The 12,562-nt window shown below is 62.9% G+C and carries 14 protein-coding genes and 1 pseudogene; 9 read left to right on the top strand and 6 right to left on the bottom strand.

What is annotated here, in order from left to right:
* The first annotated feature begins 130 nt into the window (after positions 1-130).
* From NMQ11_RS17810 to NMQ11_RS17825, 4 genes are all read left to right on the top strand, one after another.
* Positions 131-1,030 carry a hypothetical protein gene (locus NMQ11_RS17810; protein WP_255171044.1) on the top strand — a complete coding sequence of 300 codons (900 nt, stop codon included), beginning with the start codon at positions 131-133 and terminating at the stop codon, positions 1,028-1,030.
* On the top strand, positions 1,031-1,720 hold the full coding sequence (locus NMQ11_RS17815; RefSeq protein WP_255171045.1) for a hypothetical protein: 690 nt from the start codon (positions 1,031-1,033) through the stop codon (positions 1,718-1,720).
* A complete protein-coding gene (locus tag NMQ11_RS17820) occupies positions 1,717-2,154 on the top strand; it encodes a hypothetical protein (RefSeq protein WP_255171046.1) in 438 nt (145 codons plus the stop codon). The genes NMQ11_RS17815 and NMQ11_RS17820 overlap by 4 nt, the downstream gene beginning before the upstream one ends.
* Positions 2,155-2,217: 63 nt before the next feature.
* Positions 2,218-2,904 carry a beta/alpha barrel domain-containing protein gene (locus NMQ11_RS17825; protein ID WP_255171047.1) on the top strand — a complete coding sequence of 229 codons (687 nt, stop codon included), beginning with the start codon at positions 2,218-2,220 and terminating at the stop codon, positions 2,902-2,904.
* Between the two features lie 6 nt (positions 2,905-2,910).
* Here the strand turns inward: NMQ11_RS17825 and NMQ11_RS17830 are convergent, their stop codons facing one another.
* A complete protein-coding gene (locus NMQ11_RS17830; RefSeq protein WP_255171048.1) occupies positions 2,911-3,360 on the bottom strand; it encodes a universal stress protein in 450 nt (149 codons plus the stop codon).
* Between the two features lie 166 nt (positions 3,361-3,526).
* Between NMQ11_RS17830 and NMQ11_RS17835 the strand changes: the two genes are divergently transcribed.
* Both NMQ11_RS17835 and NMQ11_RS17840 read left to right on the top strand, forming a co-directional pair.
* Positions 3,527-3,976, top strand: a complete 450-nt coding sequence (locus tag NMQ11_RS17835; protein ID WP_255171049.1) for a pyridoxamine 5'-phosphate oxidase family protein — start codon at positions 3,527-3,529, stop codon at positions 3,974-3,976.
* A 108-nt stretch (positions 3,977-4,084) separates the two neighbouring features.
* Positions 4,085-5,491 carry a sulfatase family protein gene (locus NMQ11_RS17840; protein ID WP_255171050.1) on the top strand — a complete coding sequence of 469 codons (1,407 nt, stop codon included), beginning with the start codon at positions 4,085-4,087 and terminating at the stop codon, positions 5,489-5,491.
* A 59-nt stretch (positions 5,492-5,550) separates the two neighbouring features.
* On the opposite strand, the gene NMQ11_RS17845 is transcribed toward NMQ11_RS17840, so the two are convergent.
* The 3 genes and pseudogenes from NMQ11_RS17845 to NMQ11_RS17855 form a co-directional block, all read right to left on the bottom strand.
* Positions 5,551-6,636 (bottom strand): tyrosine-type recombinase/integrase, encoded by a 1,086-nt coding sequence (locus NMQ11_RS17845; protein ID WP_255171051.1) that lies wholly within the window; start codon positions 6,634-6,636, stop codon positions 5,551-5,553.
* Between the two features lie 422 nt (positions 6,637-7,058).
* Positions 7,059-7,309, bottom strand: a pseudogene (locus tag NMQ11_RS17850) (inorganic phosphate transporter); the annotation flags it as partial.
* A 408-nt stretch (positions 7,310-7,717) separates the two neighbouring features.
* On the bottom strand, positions 7,718-8,611 hold the full coding sequence (locus NMQ11_RS17855; RefSeq protein WP_255171052.1) for a CPBP family intramembrane glutamic endopeptidase: 894 nt from the start codon (positions 8,609-8,611) through the stop codon (positions 7,718-7,720).
* Between the two features lie 350 nt (positions 8,612-8,961).
* On the opposite strand from NMQ11_RS17855, the gene NMQ11_RS17860 reads away from it, so the two are divergent.
* Positions 8,962-9,354, top strand: coding sequence for a DUF5518 domain-containing protein (locus NMQ11_RS17860; protein WP_255171053.1), 393 nt, complete (start codon positions 8,962-8,964; stop codon positions 9,352-9,354).
* A gap of 181 nt (positions 9,355-9,535) precedes the next feature.
* Here NMQ11_RS17860 and NMQ11_RS17865 read toward each other — a convergent pair whose 3' ends face one another.
* Together NMQ11_RS17865 and NMQ11_RS17870 are read right to left on the bottom strand one after the other, a co-directional pair.
* The gene (locus NMQ11_RS17865; RefSeq protein ID WP_255171054.1) at positions 9,536-10,573 is read right to left on the bottom strand and encodes a sulfite exporter TauE/SafE family protein; all 1,038 of its coding nucleotides are present in this window, start codon (positions 10,571-10,573) and stop codon (positions 9,536-9,538) included.
* A complete protein-coding gene (locus NMQ11_RS17870; protein ID WP_255171055.1) occupies positions 10,574-10,723 on the bottom strand; it encodes a DUF7512 family protein in 150 nt (49 codons plus the stop codon).
* 466 nt (positions 10,724-11,189) lie between these two features.
* On the opposite strand from NMQ11_RS17870, the gene NMQ11_RS17875 reads away from it, so the two are divergent.
* Both NMQ11_RS17875 and NMQ11_RS17880 read left to right on the top strand, forming a co-directional pair.
* A complete protein-coding gene (locus NMQ11_RS17875) occupies positions 11,190-12,032 on the top strand; it encodes a universal stress protein (protein ID WP_255171056.1) in 843 nt (280 codons plus the stop codon).
* Between the two features lie 90 nt (positions 12,033-12,122).
* Complete coding sequence (locus NMQ11_RS17880) at positions 12,123-12,551, top strand: thioredoxin family protein (protein ID WP_255171057.1); 429 nt, start codon at positions 12,123-12,125, stop codon at positions 12,549-12,551.
* Positions 12,552-12,562: the final 11 nt, after the last annotated feature.

A 12,562-nucleotide genomic window follows, 5' to 3' on the forward strand; every position in this document is an offset into this window, starting at 1 on the left:
ATCTGTAGAAACGACTGGGAGGTCCGACTAGAACGGGACCGCTGCTGTCGCCGCGACATTCTTAATTATAAATAGTCATATTAATGCTCCGGGAGAGCGTACTTTCCTCGGGTACTATGAGCTCGACAGTATGTCTCCGGAGAGATGTATCGACAGCAAACGTCCGTCGGGAGGTGCGAGGCCAATGAGTCTCGCCTCGTCCACGATAGACACCAGCCACCGAATCAGAGATTCGGCCAGCCACAGCGCTCACAGAATTCGACGGCCCGCGTTTTACCTCGTCACAGCGGCGTTCCTCGCGTTCCTCGTGTTCGCGCTCCGCGAATCGATGACGATGGCGGTAAACGGCTGGTTCGCTGGATACGCGTTCCCTGACCATCGAGTCCACCACGTGATGATCGGCGGAACGCTGACGGTGTTCGCCGCGACGATTGCGGTGCAACTGTACCGTCCGACGAGACGAGTCGGCGCGCTACAGGCCGCGATCACATTCTCGTTCACGGCGTTCGTTCTCACGATCATCGCGTCCGGCGCGGCGGCGGCGGGCGAACTCCTGGTGTTCGTCGTCCCCGTCCTCCTCATAGCACTGTTACACCCGGCCAGAGACCAGCTCGTCCCGAGGCTCGAGCACATGGATACGCGCCTGTTCGCACTCGCCGCGGTCGGCGCGTTCGGTTTCGCGGTCGGTGCCGTCAGGGAGTACGTCAACCACACGACGCTCACCGACGGTCACGTGGCACTCGGTCACTACGAGTTCATGCTATTCACGCTCGCGTCGATCAGTGCGTTCGCGCTCTTGGCGGCGTTTCGGCCCGTCGGGTGGCGAGCACTCGTGTACGGCGCCGCCGCACTGGCCGCTCTCTTCGCCACCGTGTCGCTCGCGTTCGCGGGCCTCGAGCAGGGTTCGAGCCTCGGAACGGTCGCGTCGCTCGCCGTTCTCCTCTGGGCCGTCGGGTTCGTCGCCCTCGCGGAGTACACGCGCGGGACGGCGTCGAAACCCCCTCGAAGCGAGGTCAGAGAGACGAGATAAATGCTGTCCGCTATTTTTGACCCGGTCGACGCCGACAGTCGCCTCTCGAGAACAGTATCGGCGCCCGTCCCGTCCTACGCGCCGGCGGCCGCGTACGGCGTTCTCGGTGCGACGGTTCTCGCCGTCGCGCTCGGTATCGGGTTTTTCACCTACGGCGGGGTCTTCGCTCCGCTCAGCGACGTGGGCGGTCTACTCGTCGGGATGTTCCTGGCTCCCCTCGTCTGGACGCTGTTCCTCCTGAACCGGGAGGATCGGTTCGATCGCGGCGTGTTTCTGGTTGGCGCTGCGGCCACCGTTGGAATCGTACTCGGGTCGGTCGGACTGGTCGTGATGCACCTGTTCTCGTTGAATCCAGCCGTCTACGGGACGGCGTTTCTCGCGATTCAGTTCCTCGGGTGGTTCCTTCTTGGACTCTGGTTGTTCGGGATCGGGGCGATCGGTTTGCGGACTGACGCCGTCGGACGACGCGTTTCGTGGGCCGGGGTGATTTCCGGCGCTGGCGCCGCTGGTGGTATCGTGGCGCTCCTCTACTCGTACGCGGTCGGTTCGTTCACGCCGGCGTTCCCGTTCTTCATGGCGGTTTACGCCGTCGGGTTCGTCCTCTGGGCGTTCTGGCTCGGCATCGAACTCCGTACGGCGGCGAGACAACCGCCGTCGGATCCATTCGCCCCGGAGAAAAGCGGACCATGACGGTTCTGGCCGCCGGTCGCATCTCGAATATTTGCGCCGAGTCGGAATCGCCGACTGGGCGTGTCGAACCGGACGGGCGACTCGTCGCGGGAGCGATCGCCGCCTCGATCGGCGGGACGCTCGTCCACAACCTCGCCGAGTTCCCGCCGTCGATTCTCCTCGGACCAGAGACGCTGGTTCCGGTGGGGATCACGCTCCTTCTCGGCGTGGCGATGCTGCGAAGTCCGACCCGTGGTGTCTTCCTGGCGGCTGCGGGGTGGGCGGCGATCGTCGCGGTAGTCGGTGGCGGTTCCGTCTTACCACTCTCGGTTCTCCCGTTCACGCCCGATCAGACTGTCGGCCACTACGCCGCTCACGTCGTCTACGCGCTCGCACAGGTTCCGCTGCTGTGGGTCGCGCTGCGGGGCGTTCGACGGTCCAGTTCGCTCGAGTGAACTCCGAGCGCGTCTGCCGAACCGGTCGAGGGTTGAACGTATCTCTCGCTCGTCACCGTGTAGTTGTGCGTCCGATATGCACCAGACAGCACTCGGCTGTGTCACCCCGAGCGAACTTTCGCTGTTCACCGACCGGTACGAACTCACCATGATGGAGGGGTTCGCCTCGGCGGCGTCCGCCTGGACTCGGGTGACCTGGGAGCGCTCTCGAAGGACGTCCACGAGATCGTCGGCGACGCGGGCATCGTCGTCTCCTCGAGCGTCGACGAGTACTTTTTCGGGGAGTTCTTCGCCGACGGCGGCGTCGCGACGGCGTTCGGGCCGGGGACGGCGCTGACGACGAGCAAGGACGCCCCCGACAGCGGCGTCGTCTACAAACTCACGGCCGTCGGGCGCGACAGGGCGGTCTCCCCGCGGATGAAGCTCTCGCCGGGGAAGGTGACTTACCCCGGTCCGAAGTCCCTGTACCGCGTCGAACGCGACGGATCGTACCGGTACGACGTACTCGCACGGCGGGGCGAGGAACTCGAAGGAACGCCGTTGCTCGAGACCGTCTACGAGGACGGAACGCTCGTCTACGACCCGCCGTCTCTCCAGTCGATCCGAAAACGGGCGAGACGATCGCTCGAGGCCCTCCCCGAGCGCCACCGGCGGATCAGGGACCCGGACCGGTACCAGGTTCGAATCAGCGACGGCCTCGAGGCGATCACCCGGGATACGAAACGGGAGATCCGGAAGCGAGAGCGGTGACGGCGGCTACTGGTCCGACGGCGAGTCGTCCTCCCGGATGATCGTCACGGAGCCGGGGGACCGGCGCACGACGCGTTCGGCGACGCTTCCGAGCAGGAACCGGGACAGCCCGCGACGGCCGTGGCTGCCGAGGACGATGTGGTCGATGTCGTGGTCCTCGCCGTAGGTGACGATCGAAGTCGCGGCGTTTCCGACGGCCGTCTCCGCCGTGACCTCGGTATCGTACTCCGCCGCAATCGATTCGGCCTCCTCGAGGAGCCGCTGTGCGGACTCCTTGCTCCGCTCGTACGCCTGCTCCGAGTAGTAGCCGCCCATGCTGTCCGCGCCGGTCCACTCCCGCGGATCGTTGACGTGCAGGACGTGAATCGTCGCGTCGGGATACGTCGACAGCGCGTGGTGTAACGCGGCGGTTGCCTGCTCTGATTCGTCAAACGCGACCAGGATTCGAGTTGTCATACTCCTCTTATGGAGACCCAGGACCAAATCGTCACGGGCTCCAGATCCCCTGGTATACGCCCCGAGCGGCCCCCGGCGGCGAACCCGACGTTCGAAAGGCCCGCGCGGCGAGTCGAACGTGGCGCTGACGGGTGGGGATTTTCTACCTGCGAAACATGTGATGGGTATGCAGGGACTTCGCTGGCTCCAGATGACCCCCGCGGAGGTCGACGAACTGCTCGGACGCGGCGGAACGGGCGTCATCTCCTTCGCCGCCGGCGTCGACACGCCGCCGGTCTCGATCCCGGTCTCCTACGGCTACAAAGCCGACGACCGCGCGCTCTACTTTCAGCTCTCCGTTCCTCCCGAGAGTCGGAAGGCCGAACTCGTCGACCGCCACGTCTCGTTCTTCACGTACCGCGAAACCGACGACGGGTGGCGAAGCGTCATCGCGACGGGGTCGTTAGACGCCCTTGAGGACGCGCCGTACGCCTCGAGCGCCGTCCTGGGGATGTGGGCGATCGAGGTGCCTCGAGTCGACATCTTCGAACGCCCCCGCGAGGAGGTCGCTTTCCGCGACTTCTGTCTGGTTCCCGACACGCTTACGGGCCGAAAGGAAACCGAAACTGAGACCTGATCGCGACACGCCATCGGTGTACTCGAGCGACACGACGGGCCACAGTACAGCTAAAAATGATTCACGCGGCCCGATAACACTTATCATAACCCCGTGTGGGAGTAGCGTATGAAACCGAACATCCTCTGGATCACCCTCGAGAGCGCCCGTTCGGACCACACGTCGATGGGTGGTGATCGGAACACGACACCGTTTCTCGAGCAACTCGTATCGGACTATCGCGGTGCGTGGTTCGAAAACTGCTTCGCCCACGGTCGCTGGACGCCTGCCGCAAGCGGGTCTATTCTCACCGGGACGCGGCTATCGACCCACCGGGTCGGCCTCGAGTCGAGTGCGACTGTCGAGAAGCTACCGACGGAGCTCTCGACGATTCCGGAGTTGCTTGGCGACGTCGGCTACAGGACCGGCGGGTTCAGCGGGAATCCCTACGTGAGTGAACGAACGGAGCTGAACCGAGGCTTTGAGACGTTCTTCGGTCCGGTCGACAAATCCGATTTTCTCTCCCGGACAGGGATCGCTACGGCGGCGAGCTATCTTCGTCGCGTCCGCTCTCGTGGCTCGGCACTCGATACGAACCCGGGCCGACACAAACCCTGTCTACCGCCGCTGTACCACTGTGAGTCGTTCAAAAACTGGATCGACACCGACGTCGGGGAGGATCCGTTTTTCGCGTACTTTCACCTGAACAACGTTCATCACCCGTACACGCCGCCGCTTTCGCTCCTCGAGGCTGAACTCGATGGCGACGTGCTCTCGCCGGTGGAGGCGATCGAACTCGCGGCGGAGATCACCGATAACCGTTGGCAGGTGATGGCGGACGGCTGTAATCTTTCGCCGATGCACCGACGAGCGCTGGAGGCGACGTACCGAGCCGAGTTGACGTACGCGGATCGTATCGTCGAGGAAGTGTTCAGACACGCCCACAGGCAGAATCGAGAGCTGTGCGTGGTCATCACCGGCGATCACGGCGAACTGTTCGGTGAGGGCGGCGTGATCGGCCACAACCTGGTGCTTCACGACAAGCTTTTGAACGTCCCGCTGGTCACCTACGGCCTCGAGACGGGATCGGCAGCGACCACCGACCTCGTCCAGCACGCTGACGTCGCGACGGCGCTGTTGAACTCGGTCGGCGCCGAGACGAGTCAGTTCCAGGCAATCGACTTCACCGAACAACGGCGGGAGTACGTCGTGGCAGAACGCGGTGCACGGCCGACGGACTTAGAGAAGCTGCGCGATCGAAATCCCGAGTTTGACACGGAACAGTTCCACACCGAGCAGATGGCCATGATCCGGTCGCACGAGTGGAAGTATCAGCGCAGCGTCCACCGCGAGGAGCTGTTCGAACTTCCCAACGAACGCGAGAACCGGATCACGGACGAACCCCAGAGAGCAGCTACCCTCCGGCGGGCGCTCGAGGACCACCTCGCATCGAAAACGATGGCGATCAAACGACGAGAACGGATGACGGCCGACGAGGGAACGACACGGCGACTCGAACACCTCGGCTACCTGTAATTCGGTGAGAACGGCCACTCTGCGGGCGAACGGAGGAGAACGACGGATCAGCGGCGTATTCACTCCTTTTCGAACACGTCTCCAGCATCTTCTGCGAGTTCGCTAGCTTCGATGTGGGCGTACATCCGCGAGGTCGTTCGCGGGTCGGCGTGACGGAGCACTCGCTGGGCGGCAGCCGCCCCGCGCTCGCGGTAGATCGCCTCGCCGACGCCCCGGCGCGCCCCGTGCGGTTTCAGGTACCCGCCGTCGACGTCGATTTCGGCGCTCTCGCACAGCCGTTTGAGCACCGACCGGCCGCCGTTGGTCGAAAGTGACGGCGGGGAGACACCGCGTTTCCGGAGTAACTCGAGGACGTCGGCGCCGTCGGCGTCGATCCCGTCGGGGACCGCCCGGTACAGCGACGGGGCGTGGGAGGTGACGAACACGGGCCACTCCTCGGAAGGGGGGCGCAGCGCCCGTTCGAGGCGCTCGAGCGGGCCGTGGGCCTGGGGCGGCAGCTGTGCCTCCTCTCGCTGCTGGTTCTTCCCGAGGACGATCAGCTGGTTGTTCTCGAGGTCGACGTCGCGCCAACGGAGGCCGTCGCGTCGCTCGTCGCGCGGATCGGAGAGGATCTCGGCGCCGCGAACGCCGGAGTACGCGAGCACGTAGACGAGCGCACGGTCGCGAAGTGCCTCGAGGGCGTTTCGTCTCCCCTCGTCGACGGCCGCGTGGGCTCGCTCGTCGGCGTACCGGAGCAACGTCTTCCGGTCGGCTGCGGTCCAGAACTGCTGGTCCCCGCTCTGCCTTTTCGGACGCGGTGGGAGTTCGGCCAGCGCGATCCCCTTCTGCGCCGGATTTTCCTCGAGGTAGTCCCACCGGACGCAGTAGGCGAGAAACGCCGAGACGTAGTCGTAGTACGTCCGGGCGGTCGCCGCGGAGATGCCGTCGTCCCGCGGATCGGACTCGACGCGCCCGGAGAGCGACTGCGCGTACCGCGCTATCGCCCGCTTGTCGACGTCTTCGACCGTGTCGATGCCGCGGTCTGTCAGGTGGTGGCGCCAGTCGGTGAGCACGCGCTCGAGGGCGTCGCGGTAGTTTCCGGATTTGTTTCCGGAGCCCAGAAACGCCTCGATGGTGTCCTCGAGGGAGTGACCTCCGCTAGCCATGGCGTACCTCGAACCCCCATCGCGGTTGATTCGGAACGGGTATCGAGGACTGCCGCCGAGCGGCGGTCTCGCTCACCCCAGTAGCCAATGGTAACTCTTGTGCGGAAAACATATACTCTCTGGCGGGTACCCTCCGTGTATGGTTCGGTACTCGAGCGACCGATGTTCCGACTGCGGCGGCCGGAAGATCGTTCGGGCCAACAACAGCGTCTGGTGCCCCAACTGCGCGCTGTTCCGCCCTCCCACGCAGCTCTCCTAACACTCGTGGTAGACGCCACATCGCGGTCGATCGCCCCGCCGACGCCGTCGGCGCTCGAGCGGTGGCTCTCTCCGCTGACCGACCGGCGTTCAGCCAGGTCTCGGATTCGGTAGCCGCCATCTGATCGGCTGTCAGTACAGTTCTGGACGTGATAAATTCACGGTGTGCGTACCGGTTCGGAGGGTAGCCCCGCACCGATCGACAGCACGACGATCACGCTGCTGGGCGGGAGCGCCACGCCGTGGATCAGGTCGCGACCGACCGCCTCGGAGACGCTCACACCCGGGTCACCGCACCGGCGAAGCCGAGTATCCCGACGGGGAACGCGGCCCGCATCGTCGTGATCGCATTCGCGCCGACGGCAGGTACGAACGGCGTCGCGCCGCTCGAGTCGGCGCCGATGACCCAGGCCATACTGGAAAGAGGTGGCTCTGTTGACACCCTCCGTTGATGATAGGTTTCGGCAGCCGTGCTGAATACAGGCGGAGGCGTGACCACTGCGGCGGAGTCGCAAGCGCTGCACCCGCGAGCGACCAACGGGAGCGAGCGGCCTTTTTAGCGTAGATTTTTGGAGGAGCATTGAGCGAGCGACGCGAGCGAACCCGACGAGAAAAAGGTACGTGGGCACGTGTAGTGAGCGGATGGTTCACTGGTTTCGGCGCGAAACAAACGAAGTCGTCGTGCTGCACTCATTCTCTGCATATTGCACGCCATTTCTTTGAACTTCTGAAAAGTCAAGCCTGCAAGATGGAGGACACATGTGCAGCCCATCAGTAATCGGATCAGTCAGTTAGAAGCTGACTCATCGCCAGCGCTACCCCCTCATTCAGGAGCGATCTCTCGCCTAACCCGGGGAGGATGCGGCATCTCGTCGTCTTTCGTCAGGGTATTCGTCCCCCATATCGCCGTAATGAGAGCGATAACCGCGAACCACAGCACGATGTGGAATACCTCTGACCGCCCAGTCAATTCGATAGTCTGAACGGTGAAGTTAGTCCATCCATGCAGCAGGATAACGGCGAGGATGCTCCGGGCGGTGTTGTTATACACCCAAGTGAAGGCCACTGACAACGGAACTATCCCAATCATGAACATCCAGAACTCTATCGTTCCGAACCCGACCATGTCGTGCTGATACGACCCTTCGATAAAGAACAGCGGGAGGTGCCAGATCGACCAGACGACGCCCAGAATCAGGCTCGAAACCAGCGCTGAGCGTTTGAACTGGAGTCGGTCTAACGCATACCCGCGCCACCCCAGTTCTTCGAGGAGCGGCGGAAGCGTTGCGAAGAACAGAGTCGGGAGAAACGCAATGGGATTAGTGTCAACCTCGTACAGCCACTCGCCTAGCGAGACGCTCGTGCCGCCCAGTACGATATCCGCGAGCGCTGCGGTGATGACCACCATCGGCGAAAGCAGGAGAACGACGAGGGCCCATCGGGTGCTGATGCGGCGAACCTGTTTGACCCGATTCCAGAAATCTATCCGGCCCGGCTCATCGTACACGAGATACACGAACCCGATACCGGCGGCGCCGGGGCCGACAAGTCCCAGTAAAAGCAACAGGAGTCCGGCGGCGCTGTCAAAACTCACGTCCAGAGCGATGGCCCCCAGCCAGCACCCCCACGTGATGGCAAACGTCGCGGCAAAGAAAAGCCAGGGATTCCCGACTGAGACGGACGTATTGCCAATCGTCGGCGGTGCAGTTTCTCTCATACCGCCATTATTGTCCCTCGCTCCTTAATTTGCGGTGATATTGATGGCACCTCTGAACTATCGATAGGTGAATCAGCCTTGTACATGAAAACTGAGTGTGCTTCTATGCAGGTGTTGACCTTCGACCAGAACGCATCAGTTTTGCTGCATCCCTCCTCTATATTCCGCAGTCCACTTTTGGCAGTGACTCGGTAGTTTGACCACGATCTGCTGAATAGATAGCGAGACCGTGGTACGGATCAAATCCCGACCGATGTCGAACAGTGGCTGTTCAATATAGGTGACTTTCATGCTGCACAATACCTAATTCACCGCAACACTTTTCGTTTTTACATACGGTGTTCTGTTGCATGGTTAACACCACGTCTCCTTCCGCGACGACGGACACCCCACCCGCCGAAGCGAATTCGAACGCTCTGATCAACGGCCTTATCGGCGGTATTGCTGGTATTATCCTTTCGTTCGTCCCGCTCTCGACGCTTCTCGGCGGCATAATCGCAGGGTATCTCGAAGGGGGACGCCCAGAAGCTGGTCTCAAGGTAGGTGCGATTGCCGGGCTCATCATGCTTGTCCCCTTCATATTTATTCTCTTGTTCGGAATGGTCTTCCTTGGATTCGGTTGGACTCCTGTTGCGTTCGGTGTGTTTGGGCTCGTAATCATCCTCTTTTTTATCGCACTCTACACCATCGGGTTGGCCGTTCTTGGAGGGTACCTTGGAGCTTACCTCAAAAACAATCTCTAATTCCTCCTAACCTGTTCTTGCAGAAGATCACGAGTGAGCCCCGATCAATTCACATCTGTAGCGAGTGATTCGGTTTTGACTGCCGAAATTTATGAACGAGCCGTGATGGTTCTATCCTCTGTATTCAGCAGTCAACTTTTATCATCTACTGAGGGCTTCAACAGAGCCAAAGAGGTGTGTCTCAGTCTGCGGCCGTTGCTGCCCCGTTCGCTTCCGCTCGCATCGCCGTGACGGTGCTGTAGATGACGGCCCCGCTGACCAGCAGCGCCGAAAGCATGATCAGCGCGAAGCCGAGCGTGTTCAGGATATCGATCCCCAGGTAATCGCCCGTCTGCTGGAAGGCGACGGCGATCGAGCCGCCTAGGAGCATCAGTCCGAAGTAGATCTTGATGTCGCCCTCGTCGACGATGCTCGTCGCCGCCGAGCCGATGCGGGCGCCGAGTGCGCTCCCGGCGAGCAGCGGCGCGACGATCGAGAGATCCACGCCGCCTTCCATGCCGTAGAGGAACGAGCCGACCCCGCCGGAGATGACGATCTCGAAGAGGTCGGTCCCGACCGCGACGGGCACCGGGACGCCGATGAGGTAGAACATCGCGGGCATGCGGATGAACCCGCCGCCGACGCCGAGGAATCCGGAGAGCAGGCCCGTGACGAACGCGACGCCGAGGATCATCCACAGCGACACCTGGAGGCCGCCCGCGACCGTTACCATCGGCGGCACCCGGTAAGACTGGATCTTCTTGGCGACGTCCGGGATCGCGTCCGGATCGATCTCCGCGTCCGGATCGTGGTGGCCGCCACCGCCTCCCTCGTCGCCGTCGTTTTTTAGCGCCGTGTGCGTGACGAACAACCCGATGGCGCCGAGGAGGAAGACGTAGGTGACGCCGATCACGCCGCCCGCGAGACCGATCTCCTCGAGGTAGAAGACGCTGACCCGCCCGACCTCGATGCCGACGGTCGTCCCGACGATCATCAGCGCGCCGAGTTTGTAGTCGACCTGGCCGAGGTCGTGGTGTTTCAGCGTGGCGATGACGGCGGTCCCGAAGACGAACGCCATGCCGCTCCCGACGGCGACGCGCGCGGGGTATCCCATCACCAGCAGCGCGGGGGTGACGAGGAACGAGCCGCCCATCCCGAAGAAGCCGAACAGCACGCCGACCATGAAGCCGAAGCTCACGAACAGTACGAGTACCGTTACTGCGATGCCAAACAGTTCCATCTATCTGTTCTTGATCGTCTCGATGAGCGGTGGTGCTGCGACTCGCTCGAGGACGCCGTACCCGACGTAGAGGACGACTGCCTCGAGGAGGACGACGCCGACGAGGACCGCCGCGTGAGCCGGTGGGGAGAGGGTTGCGAACTCGATCATATCCGACCTCCGTTCGCTTTCGGTTGTGTGCGTACCATGGGTTACTGCTCGTTTCTCTCTACTCGGAGAGTGCCTATAACACTTTTGGGAAACTAGCACAATATTACTGCTGGATATCTCACAACTATCCCACTCGAATATCTCTATAAGTTATGGGGACCAGGAGTTCGCATCGTCGCCGGACCGACAGGCGTGGGCGCGGGTGAAGGCCCCTGTGGACGAAGGTCGGTTCCCCGCTGGGGCGAGAGAGCGGAACGCGTTCGCGCTCGGCGGTCACCCCCTCGAGAAGCAACGCGGGCGGCAGCGCGGAATCGAGACGTCGAGGGATCGAACCCCCGGTTACTGGACACTCCCCATCGTTCAGGTTGCTCGATAACTGCAGCCGGATGACGGTCCGAACTGTCCACTGGATGCCTCCGTATTGGGTTAACAAAACAATATTAAACCATCGGGACCTACGGGCGGTATGAAAGCCGTACTGGCGACCGACCTCTCCGCGGCGAGCGAGGCCACGATCGAGAACGAGACCTGCCTCGAGTGTCTGGGTCGGATCGGCATCGAGGAGATCCATCTGGTGACGGTCGTCCCGTCCAACGTCCACGCCGGAATGCCCGGGATGGACTTCGAGAAGCGACGAAAGAACGCGCTCGGCCGCTACCGTCGCGTCATCGAGGGGGCGGGATTCGACGTCGAGACGCACGTCGTCCGTGGGACGCCTCATCGCCGGATCAACGGCATCGCAGAGACCATCGGCGCCAGTCTGACGATCGTCGGCTCGCGCGGGAAGAGTCCGCTCGAGAACCGGGTTATCGGCTCGACCGCCCGCAACCTCTCCCGAACGGCGGTGACGCCGCTGCTCGTCAACCGGATCGAACGCGAAACGGACGAACCGGCCGTCGTCAGAAAACACCTGTTCCAGCGGGTGTTGTACGCGACGGACTTCTCGAAGAACGCAGACCAGGCCTTCGAGGCGTTCTCGTACCTTCGCCACGCGACACAGGAAGTAACGCTGGTGCACGTCGAAACGCCGAAGGACCCGGGGTTGTCCGACGACGACCCCCGGGATCGGCTGACGGCGCTCGCGGCTCGCCTCGAGGAGTGGGACATCGAAACCCGAACCGACGTCCGCCGGGGCGACCCGGCTGAGGAGATTCTCGCCGCCGAGGCCGAGTACGATCCGACGACGATCCTCGTCGGCACGCGGGGGCACAGCCGGCTTCGCCGCCTGTTGCTCGGGAGCGTCTCCGAGGATCTGGTCGCCCGTGCGAACGGGAACGTGATGCTGATTCCGCCGAACCGGTCGGTCTGAGGGGCCCTCGAGTCGTCTCCTTCGCACCGTGCTATAGTATTGCAAATCAAATACACAACTATTATGGGTGCGAGACCCGTACTTCCGTCCATGAGCGACTCCCTCGAGAACGAACGAGAGCGGATCCGCGAGCGGAAGGCGCGCGAGCTGCGTGAGCGCCTCGAGTCCCGGGAGGGCGGTGGCGACGAACGAACTGAGAGCCCGGCCGAGCCGATCTCGATCCGCGATCAGGGCCACTTCGCGTCGATCCTCGAGTCGCACTCGCCCGTCCTCGTCGACTGCTACGCCGACTGGTGTGGTCCCTGTCAGATGCTCGAGCCGACGATCGACGCGCTCGCCGCCGAGACGGACGCGGCCGTGGCGAAACTCGACGTCGACGCCAACCCGCAACTCACCCAGCAACTCGGCGCCCGCGGCGTGCCGACGCTGCTGGTCTTCGCCGACGGCGAGCCGGCCGAACGGTTCGTCGGCGTCCAGGATCGGGCGACGCTCGAGGCCGCCCTCGAGCGTCACCGATAGATCCGCAAATC

Origin of the sequence: Natrononativus amylolyticus, assembly GCF_024362525.1 — an archaeon.
Taxonomy (GTDB): domain Archaea; phylum Halobacteriota; class Halobacteria; order Halobacteriales; family Natrialbaceae; genus Natrononativus; species Natrononativus amylolyticus.